Source organism: Candidatus Nitrotoga sp. BS (genome assembly GCF_927797785.1).
In the GTDB taxonomy this organism is placed as follows: Bacteria; Pseudomonadota; Gammaproteobacteria; order Burkholderiales; family Gallionellaceae; genus Nitrotoga.
Window position 1 is genome coordinate 50065 of sequence record NZ_CAKMLL010000030.1, and the last position, 24279, is coordinate 74343.

General features: G+C 49.1%; 24 protein-coding genes. 5 read left to right on the top strand and 19 right to left on the bottom strand.

The genetic code is table 11. The features are described 5' to 3' along the window. Positions 1–142: 142 nt before the first annotated feature. The 5 genes from MJ769_RS01985 to nth form a co-directional block, all read right to left on the bottom strand. On the bottom strand, positions 143–1087 hold the full coding sequence (locus tag MJ769_RS01985) for a right-handed parallel beta-helix repeat-containing protein (RefSeq protein WP_239234177.1): 945 nt from the start codon (positions 1085–1087) through the stop codon (positions 143–145). Positions 1088–1155: 68 nt separating this feature from the next. Further along, the gene (locus MJ769_RS01990; protein ID WP_239234178.1) at positions 1156–2079 is read right to left on the bottom strand and encodes a NosD domain-containing protein; all 924 of its coding nucleotides are present in this window, start codon (positions 2077–2079) and stop codon (positions 1156–1158) included. A 746-nt stretch (positions 2080–2825) separates the two neighbouring features. After that, a complete protein-coding gene (locus tag MJ769_RS01995) occupies positions 2826–3365 on the bottom strand; it encodes a cob(I)yrinic acid a,c-diamide adenosyltransferase (protein ID WP_239234179.1) in 540 nt (179 codons plus the stop codon). Further along, positions 3365–3787: a DUF1841 family protein gene (locus MJ769_RS02000; protein ID WP_239234180.1), complete on the bottom strand. Its 423-nt coding sequence runs from the start codon at positions 3785–3787 to the stop codon at positions 3365–3367. The genes MJ769_RS01995 and MJ769_RS02000 overlap by 1 nt, the downstream gene beginning before the upstream one ends. Beyond that, entirely contained in the window at positions 3787–4419 is a 633-nt protein-coding gene (gene nth, locus MJ769_RS02005; RefSeq protein WP_239234181.1) for an endonuclease III, read from the bottom strand. Before nth ends, MJ769_RS02000 begins: the two co-directional genes overlap by 1 nt. 464 nt (positions 4420–4883) lie before the next feature. Between nth and mobB the strand changes: the two genes are divergently transcribed. The 5 genes from mobB (at position 4884) to moaC (ending at position 7184) form a co-directional block, all read left to right on the top strand. Then, entirely contained in the window at positions 4884–5399 is a 516-nt protein-coding gene (mobB, locus tag MJ769_RS02010) for a molybdopterin-guanine dinucleotide biosynthesis protein B (protein ID WP_239234182.1), read from the top strand. Next, a complete protein-coding gene (locus MJ769_RS02015) occupies positions 5389–5712 on the top strand; it encodes a MoaD/ThiS family protein (RefSeq protein ID WP_239234183.1) in 324 nt (107 codons plus the stop codon). The genes mobB and MJ769_RS02015 overlap by 11 nt, the downstream gene beginning before the upstream one ends. Before the next feature lie 266 nt (positions 5713–5978). Beyond that, positions 5979–6233, top strand: a complete 255-nt coding sequence (locus MJ769_RS02020; protein WP_239190853.1) for a MoaD/ThiS family protein — start codon at positions 5979–5981, stop codon at positions 6231–6233. A 1-nt stretch (position 6234) separates the two neighbouring features. Continuing rightward, positions 6235–6708: a molybdenum cofactor biosynthesis protein MoaE gene (locus MJ769_RS02025; RefSeq protein WP_239234184.1), complete on the top strand. Its 474-nt coding sequence runs from the start codon at positions 6235–6237 to the stop codon at positions 6706–6708. Next, on the top strand, positions 6705–7184 hold the full coding sequence (gene moaC, locus MJ769_RS02030; protein ID WP_239234185.1) for a cyclic pyranopterin monophosphate synthase MoaC: 480 nt from the start codon (positions 6705–6707) through the stop codon (positions 7182–7184). Before MJ769_RS02025 ends, moaC begins: the two co-directional genes overlap by 4 nt. A 1-nt stretch (position 7185) precedes the next feature. On the opposite strand, the gene mog is transcribed toward moaC, so the two are convergent. The 14 genes from mog to MJ769_RS02100 all read right to left on the bottom strand — a co-directional run bounded on the left by mog (position 7186) and on the right by MJ769_RS02100 (position 24261). Beyond that, positions 7186–7734 carry a molybdopterin adenylyltransferase gene (gene mog / locus MJ769_RS02035; protein ID WP_239234186.1) on the bottom strand — a complete coding sequence of 183 codons (549 nt, stop codon included), beginning with the start codon at positions 7732–7734 and terminating at the stop codon, positions 7186–7188. Positions 7735–8080: 346 nt separating this feature from the next. Beyond that, on the bottom strand, positions 8081–9391 hold the full coding sequence (locus tag MJ769_RS02040) for a putative O-glycosylation ligase, exosortase A system-associated (RefSeq protein ID WP_239234187.1): 1311 nt from the start codon (positions 9389–9391) through the stop codon (positions 8081–8083). Between the two features lie 4 nt (positions 9392–9395). Next, complete coding sequence (locus MJ769_RS02045; RefSeq protein WP_239234188.1) at positions 9396–10226, bottom strand: formyl transferase; 831 nt, start codon at positions 10224–10226, stop codon at positions 9396–9398. Then, positions 10219–11442, bottom strand: a complete 1224-nt coding sequence (locus MJ769_RS02050) for a prenyltransferase/squalene oxidase repeat-containing protein (RefSeq protein WP_239234189.1) — start codon at positions 11440–11442, stop codon at positions 10219–10221. The genes MJ769_RS02045 and MJ769_RS02050 overlap by 8 nt, the downstream gene beginning before the upstream one ends. Before the next feature lie 15 nt (positions 11443–11457). Next, positions 11458–12879, bottom strand: a complete 1422-nt coding sequence (locus MJ769_RS02055) for a phenylacetate--CoA ligase family protein (protein ID WP_239234190.1) — start codon at positions 12877–12879, stop codon at positions 11458–11460. 2 nt (positions 12880–12881) lie between these two features. Then, a complete protein-coding gene (locus MJ769_RS02060) occupies positions 12882–13997 on the bottom strand; it encodes a glycosyltransferase family 4 protein (RefSeq protein WP_239234191.1) in 1116 nt (371 codons plus the stop codon). A gap of 5 nt (positions 13998–14002) precedes the next feature. Beyond that, positions 14003–15217, bottom strand: a complete 1215-nt coding sequence (locus MJ769_RS02065) for a TIGR04063 family PEP-CTERM/XrtA system glycosyltransferase (protein ID WP_239234192.1) — start codon at positions 15215–15217, stop codon at positions 14003–14005. Between the two features lie 13 nt (positions 15218–15230). Continuing rightward, the gene (locus tag MJ769_RS02070) at positions 15231–16274 is read right to left on the bottom strand and encodes a bifunctional UDP-4-keto-pentose/UDP-xylose synthase (protein ID WP_239234193.1); all 1044 of its coding nucleotides are present in this window, start codon (positions 16272–16274) and stop codon (positions 15231–15233) included. A 123-nt stretch (positions 16275–16397) separates the two neighbouring features. After that, positions 16398–18302, bottom strand: coding sequence for an XrtA/PEP-CTERM system amidotransferase (locus MJ769_RS02075; RefSeq protein WP_239234194.1), 1905 nt, complete (start codon positions 18300–18302; stop codon positions 16398–16400). Positions 18303–18341: 39 nt separating this feature from the next. Further along, the gene (locus MJ769_RS02080) at positions 18342–19484 is read right to left on the bottom strand and encodes a TIGR03088 family PEP-CTERM/XrtA system glycosyltransferase (RefSeq protein ID WP_239234195.1); all 1143 of its coding nucleotides are present in this window, start codon (positions 19482–19484) and stop codon (positions 18342–18344) included. Further along, positions 19474–21069: an exosortase A gene (gene xrtA / locus MJ769_RS02085; protein WP_239234196.1), complete on the bottom strand. Its 1596-nt coding sequence runs from the start codon at positions 21067–21069 to the stop codon at positions 19474–19476. Before xrtA ends, MJ769_RS02080 begins: the two co-directional genes overlap by 11 nt. Then, positions 21066–22355 carry a TIGR03087 family PEP-CTERM/XrtA system glycosyltransferase gene (locus MJ769_RS02090; protein ID WP_239234197.1) on the bottom strand — a complete coding sequence of 430 codons (1290 nt, stop codon included), beginning with the start codon at positions 22353–22355 and terminating at the stop codon, positions 21066–21068. Before MJ769_RS02090 ends, xrtA begins: the two co-directional genes overlap by 4 nt. A gap of 5 nt (positions 22356–22360) precedes the next feature. After that, complete coding sequence (locus MJ769_RS02095) at positions 22361–23410, bottom strand: FemAB family XrtA/PEP-CTERM system-associated protein (RefSeq protein ID WP_239234198.1); 1050 nt, start codon at positions 23408–23410, stop codon at positions 22361–22363. Continuing rightward, on the bottom strand, positions 23410–24261 hold the full coding sequence (locus MJ769_RS02100; RefSeq protein ID WP_239234199.1) for an XrtA system polysaccharide deacetylase: 852 nt from the start codon (positions 24259–24261) through the stop codon (positions 23410–23412). The genes MJ769_RS02095 and MJ769_RS02100 overlap by 1 nt, the downstream gene beginning before the upstream one ends. Positions 24262–24279 lie beyond the last annotated feature (18 nt).

Sequence of the window (24279 nt, forward strand, 5' to 3'; positions counted from 1 at the left end):
AGTGGCATTCATTGAAAAGCTCCACCTATGCGGATCACATGGCTTCCCTAATCAGCCCACAGTATTTGCGGAAGCCATTTTTCAATCATACCAATCTGACAATATACAGTTCCAGATACCTTGAGTGCACCTGGAAGCCGGTTTAGAGGGGGGCTACTGTGGTTAATGTGCCGACTACGTTAACGCTATTATTCGACAGGGTATTATTGCCGTAAGATATCAGCGTTCCATCGATATTCCATAACCCGAAATTGCTGCTTCCTGTCACCATGCTCTTGCGAATACTAACCGAGGCGGCTCCAACTGAAGCTGGACTTTCGGCAGTAATGCCTACGCCAGAACTTGAAACTATCGAACGACTTATGTCTATTTTTGATGAGGCGGTGGGGGTGATTACACGTGCGTATATTCCGATTCCACTTCCTAGCACGATAGTATTGCTTATAGCTGCGGTCGTGGTCGTGCCAGCTGTTTCATTGAACGCAAAGATGCCGGCAGTTGAATTTCCAAGAAACTTCGATTCAGAGATGTCGGCTGTAGCGCCCTCTTGAAGTTGAATACCTATATCATTGTCTCGAATAAGGGTGTTAACCATTCTCACCGTTGCTGGTGTTTGGACTAAAACGCCGAGTTGGTTAGATGAACTACCAATAATCGAAAAATTAGAAATGACACAATTTTCGATTGAAAGCTTGGCGCCAGCGGTCATTAAAATTCCGCTATCACCGCCCAGTCCATTAATGGTCAGGCCGCGCAGCACTACACTTACACCAGGAGTGGCGATAGTCACTCCAGATGTCCCAGCGGCTGAAACAGAAATGGCTGCATAGACACCAGTAGGTGCAGTCAGAGAGACTGACTTGCTGATCGTGACGGGAAGAAAGCCGGTAGAATCGAGTACCACGACTTCACCGTCTGGATCGGTCACGTCTATTGCCCTGTCAAACTGTCGGCATGGTGCGAAGGGGCCACAGGGATTGGCATCATTCCCGTAAGAAGAGACAAAGGAACGCGAGCGAGCCTGAGCATGAGTAACCATTACGGTACTCATAATAGCAATCAAACATATGGATGAGAATTTAAACATATCAATCTCCTGATTGTTAAGGTTGCGAGCTTGTCCGGGAGCCTTGGGTATCCACGGATCGGCCAGTTTTACTGGAGACCTCCCGGAAGCGGAGTAAGTGAACCAGTATTAGAACCGTTATTCGCTATGGTGTTATTAACTAGTGATATCAGCGATCCGCCAGAACCTTGTGAATATCCAACCACATTTCCGGTCACCATGCTTTCGCTGAATGTGACCGAGGCAGTTCCGCCAGAAGCAGATGATTTGATGCCTGTTAAATTATTTGTTACTGACGAACGAATCATTTGTACCTGGGCACTTCCACTGCCGCTTGAAATTGCTTCAATGCCAGTCCCACCTCCAGTCACGATGGTATCGCTGATGGTGGTACTCGAGAACGGGCTAGAAGTGCTTGCAGTGTAGATGCCGGTGTCATTACCGAGAAATTTCGAGCCCGAAATGTCGGTGACTGCACCCGCCTGAAGCTTAATGCCAGTAACATTGTCGCGAATAAGAGTGTCGACTATTCGCACCGATACTGCCGCATTGACTGAAATAGCATTTTGGCCAGCACCTGAAAAATTAGAAATGACACAGTTCTCAATCGAAAGATTGCCGATGCCGCTCATCACAATCCCGTTGTCACCGCCCAGGCCATTAATGATCAGGCCACGCAGCACTACATTTACACCAGGAGTGGCGATCGTTATTCCGGATGTTCCAGCAGTTAAAACGGAAATGGCTACATAGACACCAGTAGGTGCCGTCAGCGAGACTGACTTGCTGATCGTGACGGGAAGAAAGCCGGCAGAATCGAGCACCACCACTTCGCCGTCGGGATCGCTCACGTCTATTGCCCGGTCAAACTGTCGGCATGGTGCGAAGGGGCCGCAGGGATTGGCGTCATTTCCGTATGAAGAGACAAAGGATCGCGTGCGAGCCTGTGCAGGGGTAACCATGAGGGCACTCAGAATAGCAATCAAATATATGGATGATGATTTTTTAAGCATGTTGATCTCCTAGGTTGTTAGTTAAAATTGAACTCTTTCTGCGCTTTAATGTTTTCGAATATTGGACATTAATAATGTTAAGTTACACCGGTAATCGTGCCGAAACTCAAACATGCTTATGTGACACGATAATTATCCATAAATTCAGAGTAAGAATAAAACGTTTGCTGCTTTGTATAAGTAATTAGATAAGCACAAACTATGCCAAGTTTATTTTTCATAAAATAAGTTAGCATTTACATCGCCTTAATATTTTAATATGTTGAGTTCATAAAATGTTAGTGGTACAAACTGGAATGAATGTAAAAATAATCGACTTCCTGATACCTAAACTGCGTAGTCTCACTTGAACAGTCTGTAAAATGGAATTTATAAATGCTTTCAAGCGTGTTTTATAGATAATGCTAGTCAGATAATGCAATGCGATCCCGCAAATTGTAAAGTCACGGAACCTATCAATGACTGCGATTTTCACTTTGGAGCCAGGTAGCAAAAATAATTCAATTCAAATTCGAATAACATGTTCACCTGATAGACGATCGATTGGTCAGGCGGATTCAAGTTCTTCGTACCTCACAAAAAAGTCGATGAATACCTTAGTTGTTCAATTGCAATGTATAAACCACAGGCTTTAGCCGGTCAGTTTTAGGCTTGCAAATTCAGCAAGAGAGGAACAACTACATCTCGTTTCTCCCCGCTGGTGTTGCGTCAGGCTGCGCTAGCCACCTGTATTAGTAGGAGATAGTTCAGCATCTTTGCCATAAAGTTTCTTCTTGTCCCATTGCACGATTGAGTACACGACACAGTACGAACAATAAGTCAGAAAGACGGTTCAGGTAGGGCAAGGCATATTGTGGCGCGGTTTCGAGCTGAGCGAGTGCAGCGAAGTCTCTTTCAGCGCGGCGTGCCACGGTGCGCGCTACATGGCATTGTGCCGCTGCACGGGTTCCACCCGGCAGGATGAATTCCTTAAGTGGCGGCAGGTCGGCGTTGTAGTGAGCAATGGCGGTATCCATATGCAGAAGCTTGTCTTCGGTAAATTGCGCAGCTGGATATGCCAGCGCGCCACCGAGATCGAATAAGTCATGCTGAACATGTAACAGCAAGTCGCGCACGTCATCGGGTACGGCTTCAGCGAGCAGTACGCCGAGGTGGCTGTTGAGTTCATCTATGTTGCCGATAGCGTGAATACGTGCGCAATATTTTTCCACGCGCGTGCCATCGGCTAGTCCGGTGCTTCCGTTATCTCCGGTGCGGGTGACGATTTTGCTTAAACGATTAGCCACTATTTCTCCTCCAGACAATTCAAATATACATTTGCATCGGGTGCCGTGCCGTGCCGTTGCGCCTGCCAGATCATTTCACCCAGGCACTCCATCATGCGATGTTGAGCGTCGTGTTCTGATTGATGATGTGCGACAAGACGCTGAAAGTGCATGCGAATGCCATGCGGTTGGTCGATGGAAATCTGTTCCTCGATGGTGAGGTGCATCATCAGGTGCAGGAAGGGATTAGTCGTGCCTTGCTCCGGTGAGTAGTCTTTATCTTGATAGCGTTCCGGGTTTTCCAGTATTGCGTAATATGCAGGATGCTTTTCGATAAGCTGTGCAGCGAGGTCTTCAAGTGGCGAGAGCAAAGTGCCTGCGCGACGCTTGCGCCAAGTATCGATGAGAAACATTCGGGCTTCATCTCTGCTGGGATTGAACATTATATTTCCTTGTGTCGGTATTCACACAGATCAACGATGCTGCAAATACCACATTTGGGCTTGCGTGCTTGACATATATAGCGTCCATGCAGGATCAGCCAATGGTGTGCATCATGCTTGAATTTGTCCGGCACGAACTTGAGCAGTTTTTGTTCCACTTCCAGCACGGACTTGCCGGGAGCAAAGCCGGTGCGGTTGGATACGCGGAAGATGTGTGTATCCACTGCGATGGTGGGTTGGCCGAAGGCAGTGTTGAGGACTACGCTTGCGGTCTTGCGTCCCACGCCCGGCAGCGCTTCCAGCGCCGCGCGCGTCTGAGGCACTGCGCCACCATGATTTTCCAATAATAGTCGGCAGGTTTGAATGATGTGTTTAGCCTTAGTTTTGTAAAGGCCAATGCGCTGCACATAGCCGCGCAATTTTTCTTCGCCCAGATCAAGCATGCCCTGTGGAGTATTTGCCACAGGAAATAATTGCCGGGTGGCGGAATTTACACTGATATCGGTAGCTTGAGCCGAGAGAGTTACCGCCACCAGGAGCTCAAACGCCGAGTGGTATTCCAGCTCAGTAGTTGGGTGCGGATTGGCAGCTTGCAGTCGTAGAAAAATTTCCTGGCGTTTTGCTGGATTCACAAAGTCGTCTCATACAAGAAAAATTGGGTTGCGCAGTAGTTTCTCAAAATGGATAAGCTTGCATAAGGGTTGCTGACCCATGCGAAACCGGTATTCGAAAATTGGAAGATTATTTCGTTGGATAATGCATGTCTAGTTTTCATAGTCTGGCTGATATTTTACATGACAACTTGTAGGTCGTTAGAGACTGAAGAAAAAATATAACTTTTATTCGATGGCACAAAATTCATCAATGCAGCATGGGAGTATCAAGCTTTGAGTTGTAATATCAAGATGTGGGATTAGATCTTCAATAAAACCGGTGTGAGGATAGGCTTGCGGGTTAGCAAGAATGAGATGGCGTAGTGCTGTTGCGCTGGAGTTATATAGTCGAGTTTAATGAAGATTGACGTCTGTCTTGACGGATGGGTTCACTGTAGGCTACGCTGCCACTACCAATCAGTCACGCGCGTTTAAATAAATTTATGTTTGAAAAAAAAATAATTGGTTTCGCAGGTTATTCCGGTAGTGGCAAAACGACGTTACTAGAAAAAGTTATTCCTTTTTTAACTGCACAAGGCTTGCGTATTGCCGTTATCAAGCATGCTCATCATGATTTTGACATTGATAAACCCGGTAAAGATACCTACCGCCATCGCAAGGCAGGTGCAAGCGAAGTGTTGATTGTTTCTGCGCAAAGATGGGCGTTAATGCACGAGTTGAACGATGAGTCGGAACCTAGCCTGGAATATCTCTGTTCACGGTTCTCAGCCTATGACCTTATATTGGCAGAGGGTTACAAGCATGCAGCCATACCAAAACTGGAAGTGCATCGCAAAGAGACTGGGGCTGACAGTCTATATCCTACTGAACCGGGTATTATCGCAGTTGTGACAAATAGCAAAGATAAATTCCCGCTACCTGTGCTTGATATTGATGCGCCGCAGGAAGTGGCCGAGTTTATTATGAATTATTTTTCCAGGGAAAATCATGAAATTTGAGATAGTGTATTTTGGTAAGCCGAGAGATAATTTGAACATATCACAGGAAACCGTAGATGTTCCGGAAGACTCGTTGACGCTTTCCGGTCTACTTGCATGGTTAAGTTTGCGTGGAGGGGCTTGGGCACAAGAAATGGACGAAGATTGTGTGCGCTGCGCTGTTAATCAGGAGTTTGCCGGGCTGGCAAAACCATTGAACGATAATGATGAAATTGCCATCACCGCGCATTACCATGGCTGTTCAGAATTTTGGGTAGATGATCCACGCTTAAGGCCAAATCATGCACGCATGAAACCGAATCAATGGTCTTGATTGACGCCTAAATATTACTATACCGCACAGAATATTCACACGCCATACGGGGGGTTTCTCGCTTGGCGAAAAGTAAATCCGCCCATCCTTTGACTGACTCTCAGGACGATCGGATTTACTACTTCTGCGGGAGGTTGAAAGTTGATTGCCCACTCTATTTCACATAGAGTATAGAGTCAGGAAATTCTCATTATCTATAAACTTGATATAGACGTGCCCAAATGAACTGGCCGTATTTATTTTGAATTATTTTTCAAGGAACTGCGATGAAAATTGAATTGGTGTATTTCGGTCGGCCGAGAGAACATTTGAAGATGTCACGCGAAACTGCAGATGTACCAGCAGAAGCATCTACGCTGGCTGGTCTTCTCGCATGGCTGCGTTTGCGCGGGGATATATGGGCGCAAGAATTGGCAGACAGCCGCGTGCGTTGCGCGATTAATCAAGAGTTTGCTGGTTTGCCTGCCGCCATCAACGAGCATGACGAGATCGCCATTTTCTCGCCTATTTCCGGAGGTTGAAATGAGCGTTTTGATACAGGAAGACGATTTTGACCTGGCCTCCGAATTAGCAACCCTGCGTTCTGGCAATTCAAAAGTGGGTGCCATGGTTAGCTTCGTCGGTTTAGTTCGCGATTTTAGTCATAATGAAACGATAGAAAGTATTTTTCTTGAATACTATCCCGGTATGACTGAAAAGGCGCTGAATAAAATCATTGCTGAGGCGACTGAACGGTGGAGTTTAATAAATGTCCGTGTCATCCACCGCATTGGGCAATTGCTTGCGAGCGACCAGATTGTGCTGGTGGCTACTACGGCATTGCATCGCGGTGAAGCGTTCGCGGGCTGTGAATTCATCATTGATTACTTGAAAACTGCCGCCCCATTCTGGAAAAAAGAACAAACCAGTGAAGGTTCTCAGTGGCTGGAAACACGTGACACTGACGTGAAACGCATGGAGCATTGGCATAACGATGCAGTCAGGAAATCAGCATGACAAATGGCATGACCCACTTCGATCAAGACGGACAGGCGCATATGGTGGATGTTGCCGGAAAGAGCGAGACCCAACGTATCGCAAAAGCGTCCGGTAGTATCAAAATGAGTCCCAGTACGCTGGAGTTGATTGCCTCCGGTACCGCCAAGAAGGGCGATGTGCTGGGTATCGCGCGTATTGCTGCGATACAGGCGAGTAAGCGAACCGCTGAATTGATTCCATTATGCCACCCGCTGTATTTGACACGTGTTGCGGTGGAGTTTCAACTCGACCACGAGAGCACTACGGTGGAATGCATTGCCACCGCAGAAACGTTTGGTCGCACTGGTGTCGAAATAGAAGCCATGACCGCAGTAAGTATCGCCCTGCTTACTATCTATGATATGTGCAAGGCGGTTGATCGTGGTATGGAAATTAACCGACTGCGTTTACTGGAAAAGCAGGGTGGGCGTTCAGGGCATTGGCAAGCAGCATAAACTATTTTTGTCGTTGTGCTGATTTGGGCCGGAATGACGTTAATACGTCCGTTTTTGTTTCTATATAGGGCCCCCCAATCAAATCTATGCAGTATGGCACGGCGGCAAAAATCCCATCCAGTGTTTCCTTAATTGCCTTCGGTTGCCCCGGCAAGTTCAGAATCAGAGACTGCCCGCGTGTCACGCCAAGTTGGCGTGACAAAATTGCCGTAGGTACATAACGCAGGCTGACTGCACGCATTTGTTCTCCGAAACCAGGTAATACCTTGTGTGCCACGGCCAATGTTGCTTCTGGAGTTACATCGCGTAACGCTGGACCAGTCCCACCTGTAGTCAAGATCAAATGACATTTTTCTTTATCTGCTAATTCAATCAAGGTTGTCTCAATAATCTTCTGTTCATCCGGTATCAAACGTGTGACACATTCCCATGGGCTCATCAGAGTCTGCGTAAACCACTCTTGCAATGTTGGTAAGCCTGCGTCTTGATAAACTCCGCTGCTAGCTCGGTCGCTGATTGAAATAAGGCCAATTTTAAGTGTATTTGTCATATATTTTGTTAAGTCAGATGATATAGAAGAATTTTTCGCAAGGAATGCAACCTCGCTATATGATTAATTATGGGCTAACTTATCAAGCAAGCCAGAAAAACAAGCAGTTGTAAATTGTTTTAAGTAGTGCGTTAATTTAATTATTTCACAGTAACAGTGTTCCACTTGTTTCTTCGAAGATTATCTCATCAATAAAGGGGTTTTATTTTAAGTTATTCGCATGTCAAACGTGTGAAATCGATATCACCAAAGATGGCGCCATCACTACTGTTCATTGGCCGACATACGGCTTCAAGTTCCGTTTAAAGGCTTTTGCTTGGCTACAAATAAAATGCAACTATAGTTTTCATGGTGAACGAGTAGTTGCCAATGCACTATTCGTTTGCGTTTCTTCTTTTAATATATTTAATTCTCTGGCCGACTGAGCTTGCTCTTTCAATAAAATTACTTTAGTCAGTACAATAATCATCAGCAGGTGGTAATAGAGATCGAAATTGGACAGCCCTAGAAAGGCTCCGGACACCGCAAAGCCAACCATACTTACTTGCCCCATTGCGGCTAAATCTACTGCCCATTTTTTGTCAGGATCGCGTTGTGCGTGTTTTATTACCCAGGAACCGGTTTGCCACGTCAAGATAGCAAGCAATAACCACAGCCCAAGCCCGATAAATCCATGCTCACCTAGCACTTCAAAATATACACTATGTACATCGTGGACACTGGACGGGTCAGGCGCGTACTGATGGAATGTGCGATACTGGAACATTTCAAACCCACCACCAGTAACGCGATCCTTAGCTACATTCCATGCTGTCCACCAGGCGTTTATCCGACCTTGCGCTGATTGATCTTGCTCGTATGTTTTAATGGTTGACATGCGGTCATACCACTCTTGCGGCATAACCAGAGCCACAATACCGATGGCGGCGGTAAGCATAACGCTGGTGAAAAATTTATTCCGGCTTTTTATCCAGAAGATAAAGCCCATTACCGCCGCGCCCACCAGCGCACCTCGTGATTGTGAGCCGATTGTCGATATTATGGTTAGTATCATAGCCGCTCCCAGTCCTTGGTGCAGCCACTTGCGTGTTTCATGCAATTGTAAATAGCGTATTAAAGGGATAGTCATTAACAAAGCCAAAGCGATTTCATTGTTACCGGCTATGAATGTCCCTGGCGGTCCCTGGACACGAAATGCACCTCCTTTCAGTATTGTGAAAATCCCGCCTTTCACGCCATAAAAACCAAGTGACAGTGCAATGATCCAAATTAGTCCATGCAACCGTTGGCGATTGGTTATTACTAGCGGGGTAAGAAAAATCATGATTTGAATTTTGATAACTTTCAGCAATTGCTCCGTGGCCAGATTGTAGAAAAACGCAAAATATGTGGTGACCGTCATCCATATAATATACAAGAGTAGCACCGTCATCTCGCGTGTCCATGGCATGCTTTTCGGCTCTTTTGAAGTGAGTACGCTAACCATTGTCGTAAGTGCCACGATATATGCAAAGGGCATGGTGGTCGCGAAACCCCAAGCCAGTCGATGGGGATTCATGTAGCTCAACCAGGAAAACAGATAAAGGCCAACATACGGGCGCGATAAGGCCATGGGCAAGAATCCAAACACGATGGCAGTGACAATTAAATCACGCACTGATTTATCTCCGTTCTTTCTCGGAGGGTGTGACGGCAAACCATGTCACACGCTTCTTTAAATGTATGTCCTTAAGTAAACCATTGTGCAAACTTTGTGCGAGCTGCTGCTCATCATGCCAGCCTCGATCCTTGACCTGATACAGCTTACCTTTGCCTGATTGTGGTGCACCCAGCGCTTCGCTTCGCGTGAGGCGGTCGATCACCTCGGCGTAGACCTCGGCGCTATCGCGCACAGCGCGCCAAAATAGGGTGAGTTCATTGTCTCCCTCATGCACTTCGGGGCAAACATGGGCGAGCAGCTTGCCGGTATCGATGCCGGCATCGATGAAGTGCAGCGTACAGCCTATTTTTTCTGGTTCGCCGTTATAGAGCGCCCAGAATGTGCAATCTGCGCCGCGGTATTCGGGCGATAAGCCGCCATGCAGATTGATGATGCCCAAAGAGCCGCGCGTAAGCAGCGCCCCTTTTATGAGTGAGGTGCCGAAAACTGCAATTACATCGGGCCGAAGCCTATCGGCAAGTTCGATTACGCTCGGATGATTAATATGCGGCACCTCGGTGACCAATTCGGGTCTATCGAGTCGCGGTTCGGCATCACCAAAGAAAAACTTGCCTTCACCCCCGTCAGCATAACGTTTACGATCGCGTAGCCAGCGCCACACTTTGCGCCACAGGTTATCCGGACGCAGCAGCTTGAGTATTTTTTTATACGTCCAGTGGCTGCCTGCTTCCTGAACGATAGCGACTACCTGCGCGGAACCACACAGCCGGTTCGCGACATAAAGATGCCGAGGTGCGCGGCCGCATAGCACCATGACAGAAAGATCAGCCATGGAGACTTTCTCCTGACTTGGCAATTCGCGTAGCGACGGGCGGAATCGCACAATTTTGCATATCCATCATCAGCGCATCGGCAAAAAATTTTGCTGCCCAGTTTGGATATTCAAAACGGGAGTAGTCGCCCCAGATTGGGAAGGAGCCAGCGATACCCCCCCGTACCGCTTCATCAGCATCACCAAGACGTTGCGTGCGTTTTACATAGCCGATTGCACGACGCGCATTCTCGTGAAATTCCGGTGCGCCACCACCTTGCGCCAAACGTGTCCAATTGAGGCTCATTTGCGCTATGCCAGTGAGACAGCTGTAGTTTGCACGTGATATCCAATTATCCGTATAAGTGCCGGCTAACCAGCCGTCGGCACGCTGCACTCGCGCCATGCCGCGAGCAGCGACAAGTGCAGCTGCAAGGTAACGTTCATCGTCCAGCAATACCCCGCTTTCCAAAAATCCGCGGATTGCGTAAGCGATGGTATGAGTAAACGGTGCTTTGTCCGGAGAAAAGGCGTTGGTGCGAAACCATCCGGAAGTTGTTTGCTGGGTGAGTGCCCAATCAAGGTTGCGACGCGCCGCTTGGGTTAGTTCGGACTCGTTCGCGATCAGGCCTGTGGATACAAGCGCCCAAGTGCCCCGGGTGTTGTATACGTGCGGCACATTATTGTGTTCAAAGCGATACCAGCAGCCATCGGCATCTTGCTGACGCACCAGCCATAAACCGGCTCTGACCGCTGCTTCCAAGCACTCCTTACGTCCCAGTTGCAAATATCCAGCGAGCATGCCATGCATGATCTGACCGGTATTGAAGATAACGGGACGGCTACCCACTTCGCCGAAGTGGCCGGGGAATGCACCATCACTCTGCTGTATGGAAAGTTCCCAGTCGATCATGCGCTGAGCGCGTTGCTTTAGATCAGGTCGTTCCAACAACTTGCCCGCCGCGAGGAAGGATTCGATGATGTAGCCGGTCGTTTCCGGATAGCTTGGCAGCCAGCCGTCCTCAAAGCTCCATCCCGCCGAAACACCGCCTGCGTCGGGGTGACCGTCCCTGATATCCTGGGCACGACTCAACCAGTCAATCACGCTTGCGAGATGAGTCGCATGGTCGAATTCTGGCTGAGCCGGAGCAGAAAGATCATTAAGAATAAGGCGCATATGTCGTGGCCGCCAAGGACGGTAGCGGAAAGGCAGTGCAAGCAAATTGGCAAGACTCATGTTACTCGTTTCCTGTTAAATTTTTTTCGGGTGCATGGTGGACGATGGTTCTCGGAGTGCGTTATTTAGTCCCGATTGCAGTGGCACATGACTCACCACATAGCGGTATTTGCCTGAGGCTTCGGGTGGAATCGAGTCCACAAAGCGTAGTTCGATCCGCACATCGTTGCCGAGTCGAGCTTGAATTCCGCTCACGGACTTGTCGCGAGATTGATCGGTCCAGTCAGGGTTTCGTACTAGCAGAATCTCTACGTCCTGAATACCGTGCTGGATGAATTTAAACTCGTCGATACCTTCCGTAGCACGTAGCACATAGATTACCGCAAGCGCATGCATGATTGTGCCGTCGGAGCGCACCACGAAATCTGTGGTACGGCCCATCACTTCTCCGATCACGTGCAGTCCTCGTCCTGATTTGCAGTTGTCGTTGGCGTAGCGTACCACGTCGCCAGTGCGGTATCGAATGAAGGGTTGTGCGTGGGAACAGAGTCCGGTCATGATTGCTTCGCCGGATTCGCCGGGCGCGACCGGATTGCCTTGTTCATCGAGGATTTCGAGGATGATGCTCTCACTCATCAGCAGTATCTGGCCGTCCGGGGTTTCATGGGCGGTGAAACCAATATCGCGGCTACCAAATTCATTGGCGGCAGGCACGCCGAAAACTTCTTCGATCAGCTTGCGTTGGTGCGGATAAAGTGGTTCGCCGGTGGTACACACCACCTTGAGCGAGGAAAGCTTGAGCTTGATGCCGCGTTCCCCGGCGTGTGCCGCCAGCAGAGCCAAACTGCTGGCATAGCCGTAAATGCATTTGGGCTGAAACTCGTGAATGGCTTTGATGTAGGCGTCCATGTTGGTCGCTGACATGTCGAAAGCATTCAGAACCAGCTGATTGAGCAGTCGGTCTCGCAGCGCTTTGATACGACCGGTTTTGTTCAGTTCGACCGGGGCGCCCCAGAGATAGACCTCCCGGTCACCCACCTCGACGCCCCACCAGCGCCTGGCGCGTATGCGACCGGCGGCATCGGAGGCTTGGCGCAAACGCCCATAGTGAAAAATCAGCGGCTGGCCGCTGGAGCCGCCAGTATTGTATTTGAAGGCTCCGCCGGGAATGTCGTGCCAAACTAGCTGTTCAATGTTGCGGGTGGCATCCTGCTTGGTCATGGTGGGTAAGCGACGCAGTGCTTCCAAGGTGAGCGGCGTGCTACATTGTGGTTCCAAGCCAGCGGAGCGAATGTTCTCGGCATGCCATGGGCTGTGCTGTTCTGCCGACTGGAGCAGCAGCTTGAGCTTGTGCATCTGCAAGTGCTCGACCTCTGCACGAGACATCCATTGGCTCTTATCCAATTCTTTCAGGTAGCCGAAGGTGGGGCGCTGCATCAGCCGTTCATGCAGAGGGAACAGAGTATGCGCCACCAACCGGTTATAGAGATCGGCCATGATTATTTCCCATCTTGGGTAACAGTCAACATTGCCCCATCCAGTGCCATTTCGTACGCCAAAAAAAGTTCACCCCGCACGCTTTCCCAAGCGAATCGTCGTGCATGATCTAGACCGGCTTGAACCATACGCCTTCGCAACGATTCATCACTCAACACGCGCAACATGGCCTCGGCCATTCGCTCTGGGTCACTCGGTGGAATCAGCAGAGCGGTCTTTCCGTCTTCCACCAGAAACGGTAAACCGCCGACATTGGTGCTGACCACAGGTACACCGCTGGCCAATGCCTCCAAAACCGAAATCGGCATATTGTCTGCCAGGCTGGGGTTAAGAGCGATATCTGCATCGCGATAGAGCATGGGCATATGCTCGTTATCAATTTGACCTGCAAACACTACAGCATTGGACACGCCCAACTCCTTTGCCATCGCTTCCAGTTTTGCGCGCTCAGGACCAGAACCAGCGATAGTCAAACGCGCATCAGGGAAAGCTTTGCGTAAAATGCTAAATGCTTTGAGTGCGGTGGAATTGTCGTACAGTAGTTCTAAATTGCGCGCTACCACGATATGTGGGGCTAAAAGGTTTTGTTTGCGTGTATGGTTAGGCATGAAGCGGCTTAAATCCACAATATTGGGCACTATGCGAGTGATAAAGCCACGATTCGCGAATACTTTTTCCAGGAAACCGGAAGGCACTACAATTGTATTGACTCTTTTTAGTGTCGGCTGAACCCAGGCAAATGCTCGAGTGAAAAAATCGTCTGCCTCGCCCCCCCGATAATTGACTAACACTGCTTTGCCTCGCAACTTTGCAATCCACACCGCTGGTGCCGCAAATAAGTGCCAGGACCAGCCGGAATTGGCCATGATGTGAAATAAATCGACTCTGCCTGCAGCGCGCCATAAATTGAACAAGTACGGCAACAAGCGAAACACGGCACGCAGTCCCGTGATGCGGCCGACACAGTGTGGTCGGTAGGGTGCGTTTACCCGGACAAGCTCAACGCTTATTCCTTCTTGCTTCAGGAGTGTAGCCAGCTGCCAAGTCTGGTTGGCCATGCCACCCGAGGGTGGCGGCAGCGGCCCAATGAGGGCGATTTTTAAATCTTGAACTCGCATTCTGATTATCGTACTGTCTGGTCGGTTAAACGACTGTAAACGGTGTGATAGCGAGCTACAGACACTTTCCAGTTACGCTCAGTCTCGACAAAGTGCCGCCCGGCGGCTTTCATCGCCGGCCAGCGCTCGGGTGTATTAAGCAAATCGAGCACCTTGCTCGCTAGGTCTTGCGGAGATCCGGCTTTGAAAAGCACGCCCGTTTCACCATCACGAATCAGCTCTTTGTGTCCTCCTACGTTGGAAGCCACAAATAAACGGCCCTGTGCCATCGCTTCCAGTGGTTTCAACGGCGTAACCAATTCAGTGAGACGCATTGAGTGGCGCGGATAAACGAGTACGTCCACCAGGTCGTAATAGCGGTTCACCTCACTGTGTGGTACTCGACCAGTGAACACAACCTTATCCGCAATGCCGAGTTGGCGAGATTGCTGTTTCAATGCTTCTTCCTGCGGCCCACCGCCCACCAATAAAACACGTACATCCGGCATTTGCTCGAGAATGCGCGGTAATGCAGTTAGCAGTAAATCCAACCCTTCATAGGCATAGAATGAGCCTATGAAGCCGATGATACGGTAGCCTGTCAGACCTAGTTGCTGCTTAAGCAAGTTATCCGGTGTGCTTCCCAAGGAAAATTTTTCAATATCCACGGCATTGGGGATGACGGTGACTTTTTGCGCTGAAACGCCACGCATCACGATATCGTTGCGCAACCCTTCACAGATCGTGGTAATGGCATCCACGCGATTGAAGGCGTAGGTTTCTAGGGCGCGAGTAAGGCGGTAACGCAGTCCCCGTTCTGTGCTAGTACCATGATCCACCGCTGCATCTTCCCAGAATGCACGAACCTCATAGACCACTGGAATACCCAACCTGCGGCCAACGCGTAAAGCAGATATGGCATTCAGAGCAGGAGAGTGTGCATGTAAAATATCCGGCTTAACGATACGGGCTACTTCATCAAGACGGCGAGTAAGAGCATTAATGACGGAAATCTGGTTTAAAAAAGGTACTTTCGCCATTTGAGTAATTGCATGGTGTGTACGGAAAAAATGCCAGCCATCGATATTTTCTTCACTTGCGCTACAAGTTCCCTGCTTTGGGCTAGTCAGTTGTATGGTATGCCATCCCAAAGCACGTTGTTCTTTAAGAATAGAAAGAGTGCGAAAAGTGTAGCCACTATGTAACGGAATAGAGTGATCAAGGATATGTAAGATGTGCATTTCTATTTTTAGATCAATAATTTAAGTTGCGCGCGTCATTAATTTGTCCGCGATAAGCATCAAAGATCTTTCGTAGAGCATCTGCCATCGAAATAACTGGATTCCATCCCAGCTCCTCGCAGGTGTTGGTGATTTTTGGGACCCGGTTCTGCACGTCTTGGTAGCCATTGCCGTAATAGATTGCCGCTGTGGTTGTTACCAGTTGCACCTTGCTCGCAGAATCAAGGTACTCCGGGTATTCTCCAGCCAATTTCAGCATCATGGTAGCCAAGTCACGGATGGAATAGTTGTTGCTCGGATTGCCGATATTGTAAATCTTACCGGAAGCGACACCATCCTTGTTTACAATGATCTTCATTAGTGCGGTTATTCCATCGTCGATATAAGTAAATGCCCGTTTCTGTTGCCCACCGTCTACCAGACTTATATTTTCACCCCGCACGATGTGGCCGAAAAATTGTGTCAGCACGCGCGAGCTTCCTTCTTTCGGTGTGTGTATGGAGTCCAGTCCAGAACCAATCCAGTTGAATGGACGGAAGAGGGTAAAATTTAATCCCTGTTCCGTCCCATAGCCCCAAATCACGCGATCCATCAACTGCTTGGCACAGGAATAAATCCACCGTGGCTTATTGATTGGGCCGCAGATAAGCTCTGAATTTTCGGGGTCAAACTCCTCATCGTGGCACATGCCATACACTTCAGAGGTAGAAGGAAATATCAAGTGTTTCTGGTATTTAACGGCTGAGCGGACAATGGGTAGATTAGCTTCGAAATCGAGCTCAAATACCCGCAGCGGTTCTTTGACATAAGTGGAGGGTGTCGCAATTGCCACCAATGGCAAAATCACGTCGCACTTCTTGATATGATACTCCACCCATTCTTTGTTGATGGTGATGTCGCCTTCAAAAAAATGAAAGCGCGGATGATCGAGAAAATCAGTAATACGTTCTGAATTCATATCCATGCCGTACACATCCCAATCAGTTGTAGCAAGGATGCGGTTGGATAGGTGGTGTCCGATAAAGCCATTTACGCCAAGGATTAAAACTTTCTTCATTACAATTTCCTTAATAAATACACTGCAAGGTAGCAGCGTGTATATGGCTTATTAATCAGACCAACTTAACCAGTAATAAAAGTTTGAGCAAGTTAATGGGTGCTGCTTATTATTGTGTATTGGTTAATTGACGCTGCTTTGCTGAATATTTCGAAGAAATGCTTCGAACATTAGCAGTGTCCACAATGGCGTGCTGTAATCGCGCAGCCCGGCTTGATGATGGTCGACTAATTCGCGGAGGTAATCCGCATTAAAGTAACCAGTGGCTGCTAGTGTTGGGCCCAGCACGGCCTCCCGGACTTTTTCTTTCAGAGGGCCGCGGAACCAGCTTGCAAGCGGCACTGCAAAACCCATTTTCTTGCGATATAAAATTTCATTTGGCAGGTGCGACTCCATCGCCTTCTTGAATATATACTTGCCTTCCCCACCCTGTAGCTTGAGCGATGCAGGTAACCGTGAGGCCCACTCCACCAATTTGTGGTCAAGCAGAGGTTCGCGCACTTCGAGCGCGTGCGCCATGCTGGCACGATCAACCTTGGTCAGAATGTCGCCGACGAGATAGGTCTTGATGTCGAGGTATTGCACTCGCGCCAGTGGTTCCTGTGCAGGCGAGTGTGCATCGTGCCGGTACATCACCTCCACCGCCCGGTAGCCATCTAGCGCCCGATTAAAATCCGGGCTGAACAGGCGCGCGCGCATGGAATCGCTGAAGAGCGAAATACTATGAAAATAACCTTCTACTGAATCGCGCGCCATGCCCTCGAGCGTGGATTTAGCACGAAAAATTTTAGGTGCCCAATCTGCTTTTGGATAGAACTTGCCCAGCAGGCCGAATACTGGGCGACGCACTGCAGATGGAATGAAACTGCGCATGCGTTCTTCGTTCAGATGCCAGCGATAACGCCGGTAGCCAGCAAAGCTCTCGTCGCCTCCATCACCGGAAAGTGCAACAGTGACATTTTTTCGCGCCAGTTGGCACACGCGGTAAGTGGGCATGGCGGAGCTGTCTGCGTAAGGTTCATCGTAGAGTGCAGCTAACTTATCAATGAGACCGAAATCATCGGTATCAACTTGTTCCACTCGATGATTAGTGTGGTAGCGTGTTGCGACTATTGCAGCGTATTCAGATTCATTGAATGCCGGGTCGCCGAATGAGATAGAGCAGGTGTTCACCGGTTCGGTGGACAATCCTGCCATCATTGCCACCACGGCGCTGGAATCTACGCCTCCAGAAAGGAAGGCGCCTAGGGGTACCTCTGAGGCCAAGCGGATTTTTACAGATTCGCGCAGTAGCGGCACGAGTTCTTCTTGCGCTTCGGCTTGCGTCATTGGAGCAAGAGGATGAAATGGTACGTCCCAATATTCACGCGGCTGCGGCATTGGCTGACCGCGCTTCACGGTGAGGGTATGCGCGGGTGACAGCTTTAAGGCTTGCTTGTATATGGTACGCGGTTCGGGAACATAGCCGTAAGCGAAATATTCCTCAATCGCTTGTGGGTCAATGTCACGTCGCAACGCTGGGTGGGCGGTCAAAACCTTAAGCTCAGATCCGAAGATAAGTTGACCGTCGTCAAGCAGTGCATAGAAGAGCGGCTTAACACCGAGGCGATCACGTGCCAGAAAAAACGTCTCTTTATTGCGATCCCATAACCCGAACGCGAACATACCGCGGAAGCGTTCAACGCAGGCTTCACCCCATTGCTCCCAGGCATGTACGATGACTTCAGTATCACAACGGGTGCGGAAGGTATGGCCCAATGCTTGAAGTTCGGGGATTAAATCGACGAAATTGTATATCTCGCCGTTGAACACCACCACCACACTGCCGTCTTCGTTGAACAGGGGCTGATGACCAGAAGAAAGGTCTATGATCGAGAGCCGTTTGTGCGCCATTGCCATTCCAGGCTCCGCATGCAAGCCGCTCTCGTCTGGGCCGCGATGATGCTGAGTCTGGTTCATGCGCGTGAGCAGCGCCTGATCAATGGGGCGCTTGGCTTGCGTATCAAATATGCCGGCTATTCCACACATGATTTTTTTTTCATTTTTGTTATGTTAATGGTCTCTATCTTAATTACCCAGCACTGTGTCATATACGTTCAGGTATCCACTTACCATGGCCGACATTGAAAAGTTCGCCTCAATTTTGGCTCGCCCCGCCGCACCATGCGTGTGGGTTCGAACGCTATCTTGAAAATACATTAGCATGGCATTTGTCATTGCTTTCAGATCGGCAGTTGGTACCAGCGTGCCTGTGATGCCCTCGTCCACCAGTTCACTGTTCCCGCCGACGGCGGTTGCGACTACCGGCAAACCGCATGCCATCGCTTCCAGAATGGTGTTGGATACGCCTTCGCCCAACGAGGATAAGCAGAATAGGTCGAATTGGCGCATCAAATCCGCTATGTCGTCTCGGTTGCCCGGTAACCAGGCGAGATGCTCGGCATTGGATTGCTTTAGTAAGGCCAGGCAGGACATGCGCGCCACGCCTTCACCCAGAATTACCAGCCGCGCGCGAGCACGAATCTCAGGCTTAAGTTCTAGCATGTGTAGAAAAGCACGCACCAAATTGGGATAGTCTTTTACCTCTGCCATACGTCCCACGGCGCCGATCACAAAGCCATCTGGCGGGCAAAATCCAAACGGGCCGAAGTTAATTCTTGGTGTAGTGAGCGGTGAGAATTTTACACTATCGACACCGTTGTAAATTTGAGTAGCGATTGCCGGATTTACATGTACGGAATCGATTAACCAGCGTTTCAGATCTTTACTCACTGGAATGTAATGCTTTACCAGCGGCCGAATTGCTTGACGCAGCAAATTGTATTTACGATTCTTGCCCTGCAAGTCAAACATGTCACGCCCATGCTCGCCATGCACTCTGTTGCTGATACCAGCGGCAGCGGCAACCACTTGCCCTTCCAAGGCCGCGAGATTGCGTGTATGTACAATGGCTGGCTTGAGCCGCCGTAGCTCACGAAATAATCGACCATACAGTCCTATATCATTGCCGGCACGCTTGTTAAGCGCCACTAATTCGACCGGTTGATGCAGGCGTTGACGAAACTCGCTGTATCCGGTCAAGCATACGATGGCGTGGCGGTAGCGTCCTGGGGGCATATGATTGATCAAATTCACAATGCCATTTTCCATGCCGCCCACGCCAAAATGATGAATGACATGCACAATCAATGGTGGATTATTAGTGTGCATATGTTCCGTGCTCTGCTACTTCAATAAGGCTGCCATCGATTGCCGGCAGCATATCGTTGGCAAAAGTTTGTAGTGACAATGCCGCTGCTTCCGGCGTACCCTCATAGGGCGCTGCAATGATGATTACTGCACCATCGTCTCGCTGTCCAGATAACTTGGCCTTTGCCAAAAGCAACTTCGCCAGATACGGGTTGGTAGTATATGTACCCTCCAAACTATTCCAACTCCAGATTAATAATCGGTTATTGGCGGCACGCAATAATGTTTGCTGGATTGTTTCATTCTTTCCTCGAAGAGAAATTATGCGCGATCCTTCACCTACATTGTTCCATACGGGATGCTTTTGCTGGATCATGTAGTTTTGGGAATTAATTAATTCCGCATCCTGGCGTTGAGTCCGGTAATAACCGAGATAGATGCTGATGATCTTATCCCCCTTGCGGTAAGTATGCATGGCTTGTGCATGGGTGCCAACGTAGTGGGGCTGCCAATCCGAAAATGCCGTAGTTTGCAGATTCCAACCTTGATTAGACTCAGGTAGCTTAATAATTAGCCCATCGGTTTTGATTGGGCGGCTGTCTAAATACACTGCGTAGGCAGGCCACAAGGCTGCAACCAGAATGGTGATAACGCCCACGGCAAATCCACGGCTCGTGATTGTGCCACGAGCTGTATTAACAGCAATCTTGTGTTCTTGCCGTTCGTGATCGGGTTGATCTTCCCGCCAGAAAGCGCCAATCCAGAATAGCAACGTTATAACGATTCCGAAAAAGACCCAGCCGTAAATGTAATGGTCAACTCCCAATGCCAATTGCATATTGCTTAAGTGAGCGATCATCACGATCAGATAAGCGCGCATCCCATTGGCAAAAATGGGGACGATCAGTGACAGCGCAGCAAAAATAAACCTGCGTTTATTACTGCGATAGGTGAGATAGCCATATAAGGTGCCCAGAGTGATAGAGGCAATCAAATAGCGTAAACCGCTACAACCTTCTACAACGGACCACTGGCCACTAGGTATTGTGAAAAATGTTCCTTCACGGAAAACTGGAATACCTGTTACTTGTAGTGCAGTCACTACAAAATTGGCAGTGAAATCCATTAGCGGGGGAATCAGGAACTCTCCAAACGGAACGGCAAAAAACAGGAATCCAAGGGGGAAAGTAATCGCACGGGCTACCCGCAGCCCCAGCATCGTCCAGACTGCCACCGGTATCATTGCTACCAAACACAATTGAGCGATAACCTGCACACTGCCGGCATCGGCAAGCAGCCAGCCCAGGCCTAGCCCTGCCATAACTATCAAGCCGCGGTAATCCGCGCATGGTGATATCTCGGCAAGCGATTTGCGCTTCAGCCATATGAGATAGGCGCTAATCGGAAAAATAAAAAAACCGTGGGTAAAGGTCTCAGAGCGCAGCCAGATAGAGACAGTGGATAATACGGTTTGGTGATAGATGGCGAGAATCGTGGCTATGGTCGCAAGTGTGAGGATGGCCATAAAGCGCCATTGCAATATTGCCGGCTCGGTTTGGTTACCGACGCTGGAAGCCGTTAATGCTTGAGGTGTTGTGCCAGTCATCGTTGCATATCCTTGATAGTAGCCAAGTGTGGAGTTTCTTCTGCTACCCAAGTACTTTTGCCTGGATTGAAGGATTCAGACGCAGTTATCGGAGTGTCCGCAAGCAATGTTTTGACATGCGCAAGGCTGCGTTCCCATTCATAATCAGCCAGAATCCGAGCGCGTGCGGTTGCGCCAGTATGTTCTACGGCTTTGTTTGAGAGCATCGATATAATAACGTGGCTAAACTCTTGGCCGTTGCAGGCAATATGCAACTCTTTGCCTGATGTCGCTAAAATACCTTCTGCTGCCTGGGGAGATGCAATAACCGTTTTTGCCATAGACATGGCTTCCAATACTTTGTTCTGTAAACCTCTGGCGATGCGTAAAGGCGCCACCGCTAGTTTGGCATGGGCGAGATAGGGCCTGACATCATCTACTGCGCCTGTTACCACGGTTCCAGGTAACTGCGCCAGTTCCTGTACGGCGGCAGTTGGGCGAGATCCCACGATATAAAACCGTGCATGGGGATACTTGGCAAGTACAGTGGGAAAGATTTCCTGAGCGAACCAACGCACGGCGTCTACATTTGGCCAGTAATCCATAGCGCCGGTAAATACAATGGCTGCCGTGTTTGCTTGATACGGATCAGGATATTCTCGGCTAGGCGAAAAATAGTCACTATCCACACCATTATTGAAGAACCCAATTTTCTCAGCACTCTCCGGCGACAGTTGTTTAAAAAGATTGGCCTCAGTTTTAGAAACGAACAGCGATGCATCATACGTGCGTGCCACTTGTCGTTCGTAGCGGAGCAGCAAGCGGCCTTCGCGTTGATATAGCCAACTCATGGGCCATGGCTTTCTTGTAGCGTATTGACGCCATTTGTCCGAGTCTATATCGACAAAATCGATGATACAACGCGCTTGTTGAATGCCTGTTATATATTGTGCCATGGTGGAAGAGAATATTAGAACGTGCTTTATTGAGTGCGTCTTTATTACCTTTTTTACCCACTCCTGCAATCCGATATTCCGGTAATAATCCAAGGTAAGAGGACGATTCACGATTAATGCGCTCAAACTACGCAGGCGTGCTGTGCGGGGATTTAAAGAAGCGAAATGGGTTTCTTTGCATAATTGCTTTACTGTATTTACGTATTGCCAATCGTCTGGATCATCGATAAAGGTACCGAGATGAACATGGTAGTGTCGCGCCAGATATTTTAGCAAATGGTATGAACGTATTTTGTCACCCTTGTTGGGTGGGTAGGGGATACGGTGGGTAAGATAAAGCAAATGATCCATTGGCCCTATCCCAGGTTTTTTACAATGTGCGGTCCGAGCCAGTTGACTACTGGCAGCGGTAATTTTTGCCAGATCTTGATGAATAACTGGTATTTTGGGTTCAATGGATTGGTGTCAGGTACGGTTTTCGCTTTGAGCAATTGGTATTCGTAATGCAGTGGTTGCGGCTCAAATCCCCAGTTTTTCTTGAAGTCGAACGGACCAGTGCCGCGCTTGCTGCGGCCATAGTCGAATACCTTGATGCCGCGCTCGCAAGCGCGCCGCATCAACTCCCAGTACTTAAAATCATTGGCTGCAAAATTGCGAGCTTCCACGGTGTCGCCAGCATAGTAGGGTAATACTTCATCGCGGAAGTAAAAGCTCAGTACGCTGCTTAAGAGGAGCCCATCTTTAACTACGGACAGTACTTCGCAGTCGCTGCCGAATATTTCTTTAAGTAGTATGAAATAGCGCTTGGGTAATGTGGGAGTACCATGACGGTGGACATTGTCTGCGAACACGGAAAAAAATCGCTCTATGCCTTCGTCAATCTCGCTAGCGAGACCATTTTTAATTCCCTTTCTAACCATCGCCCTCTGTTTTCGGGGGATGGCGAGCATGTTTGCTTCCACGTCCGGCTCGATAATCTTGCGAAAACAGACATAGAGATTCTTGCTTGGCCATTCAGTGTGGAAGGGCAGAATGTTGCGATATTCCAGGAAGTCCACAGATAGTTTTGCAGCCAGCATTTGAGCCGCATCGTCTAGTGCCTTCCGCGCTGGCTCTGTCGTTGCGATGATCCCCCCGTAAACGCAAAACGGTAGTGAAGATAATGAATGTCCAAACAATATGCTGTTAATTTCTGCCAGCGGGAGAATGCCTTGGATGGCTCCATTTTCTTCAGCCAGCAAGAAGTGAGTGTGATGCCCGAAGGCACGTTCTATTACTTCTTTCCAGCCAGCTCGATGAAAAAATGTGGAGTCAGGACACGCGTAAACAAATTCATCCCAGCGTGCAGTATCATTCGGTGTCATCACGCGCACCTGCAGTGCGGGTATGGCCGTTGAAACGTTCATCACGCGTCTGCTTTCATAAATATGCGGTCCATGCGCCCCCAGTGAAAATCCCGCAACAACGATTGTATGCGGGACTCCATACGTTTCAGATTGATGTAATGGCGAAAGCGTGTTTTCGTTGAGATGCCACATTGACGGGGTTGGTCTGGATCAAGCTCCCACGGGTGGAAATAAAAAATACAGGGTTTAACGTCCTGCTGGTTGACACGGCGTATAAGCCAGCGCGATGCTTGATATGGTAGTAGTCTGAAGTAGCCTCCGCCTGCTGCGGGTAGGTTTCGACCCAATAATGCTGCAGTGGTGGGGGGAAGTTCCAGCATGCCGTCCTTTCCGCGTGGGTAGTGAGCAAAACGGGGTGCCTCGGGCATGCCGTAGTGGTCGTGTCGAATCGGATAAATGCTGGAACTATATTGATAGCCAGCTTCCTGAAGTAAATCAAGCGCCCAAAGGTTCTCAGCGCCGATGGAAAAACTCGGGGCGCGATAGCCAATTACCTGGCTACCTGAGATATCTTCTAATATCTTTTTGGCGCGAGTGATGTCTAGGATGAATTCATCGCGGCTTAGCTCGCTAACGCGTTGGTGACCATAACCATGACTGGCAAGCTCATGCCCATTATCTACGATGCGGCGCACGATGGCAGGATAGCGTTCAGCGATCCAACCTAAAGTGAAAAAGGTTGCGTGCGCATTACCTTCGTCCAGTAAAGCTAGTGCGATATCAATATTGCGTTCAACCCGGCACGGTAGACTTTCCCAATGCTCGCGCGGGATGGTGGAGGCGAAGGCCGAGACTTGGAAGTAATCTTCCACGTCGATAGTCATCGCATTACGTATTAGCGCTGCGGTCATCAGACTTTTCCGGTAAAA

Bases quoted from the DNA above. Each gene is read 5' to 3' on its own strand.
- MJ769_RS01985 (WP_239234177.1), bottom strand. From the start codon at position 1,087: ATGTTTAAATTCTCATCCATATGTTTGATTGCTATTATGAGTACCGTA.
- MJ769_RS01990 (WP_239234178.1), bottom strand. From the start codon at position 2,079: ATGCTTAAAAAATCATCATCCATATATTTGATTGCTATTCTGAGTGCC.
- MJ769_RS02000 (WP_239234180.1), bottom strand. From the start codon at position 3,787: ATGTTCAATCCCAGCAGAGATGAAGCCCGAATGTTTCTCATCGATACT.
- mobB (WP_239234182.1), top strand. From the start codon at position 4,884: ATGTTTGAAAAAAAAATAATTGGTTTCGCAGGTTATTCCGGTAGTGGC.
- MJ769_RS02015 (WP_239234183.1), top strand. From the start codon at position 5,389: ATGAAATTTGAGATAGTGTATTTTGGTAAGCCGAGAGATAATTTGAAC.
- MJ769_RS02020 (WP_239190853.1), top strand. From the start codon at position 5,979: ATGAAAATTGAATTGGTGTATTTCGGTCGGCCGAGAGAACATTTGAAG.
- MJ769_RS02025 (WP_239234184.1), top strand. From the start codon at position 6,235: ATGAGCGTTTTGATACAGGAAGACGATTTTGACCTGGCCTCCGAATTA.
- moaC (WP_239234185.1), top strand. From the start codon at position 6,705: ATGACAAATGGCATGACCCACTTCGATCAAGACGGACAGGCGCATATG.
- mog (WP_239234186.1), bottom strand. From the start codon at position 7,734: ATGACAAATACACTTAAAATTGGCCTTATTTCAATCAGCGACCGAGCT.
- MJ769_RS02045 (WP_239234188.1), bottom strand. From the start codon at position 10,226: ATGGCTGATCTTTCTGTCATGGTGCTATGCGGCCGCGCACCTCGGCAT.
- MJ769_RS02050 (WP_239234189.1), bottom strand. From the start codon at position 11,442: ATGAGTCTTGCCAATTTGCTTGCACTGCCTTTCCGCTACCGTCCTTGG.
- MJ769_RS02055 (WP_239234190.1), bottom strand. From the start codon at position 12,879: ATGGCCGATCTCTATAACCGGTTGGTGGCGCATACTCTGTTCCCTCTG.
- MJ769_RS02060 (WP_239234191.1), bottom strand. From the start codon at position 13,997: ATGCGAGTTCAAGATTTAAAAATCGCCCTCATTGGGCCGCTGCCGCCA.
- MJ769_RS02065 (WP_239234192.1), bottom strand. From the start codon at position 15,217: ATGCACATCTTACATATCCTTGATCACTCTATTCCGTTACATAGTGGC.
- MJ769_RS02070 (WP_239234193.1), bottom strand. From the start codon at position 16,274: ATGAAGAAAGTTTTAATCCTTGGCGTAAATGGCTTTATCGGACACCAC.
- MJ769_RS02075 (WP_239234194.1), bottom strand. From the start codon at position 18,302: ATGTGTGGAATAGCCGGCATATTTGATACGCAAGCCAAGCGCCCCATT.
- MJ769_RS02080 (WP_239234195.1), bottom strand. From the start codon at position 19,484: ATGCACACTAATAATCCACCATTGATTGTGCATGTCATTCATCATTTT.
- xrtA (WP_239234196.1), bottom strand. From the start codon at position 21,069: ATGACTGGCACAACACCTCAAGCATTAACGGCTTCCAGCGTCGGTAAC.
- MJ769_RS02090 (WP_239234197.1), bottom strand. From the start codon at position 22,355: ATGGATCATTTGCTTTATCTTACCCACCGTATCCCCTACCCACCCAAC.
- MJ769_RS02095 (WP_239234198.1), bottom strand. From the start codon at position 23,410: ATGAACGTTTCAACGGCCATACCCGCACTGCAGGTGCGCGTGATGACA.
- MJ769_RS02100 (WP_239234199.1), bottom strand. From the start codon at position 24,261: ATGACCGCAGCGCTAATACGTAATGCGATGACTATCGACGTGGAAGAT.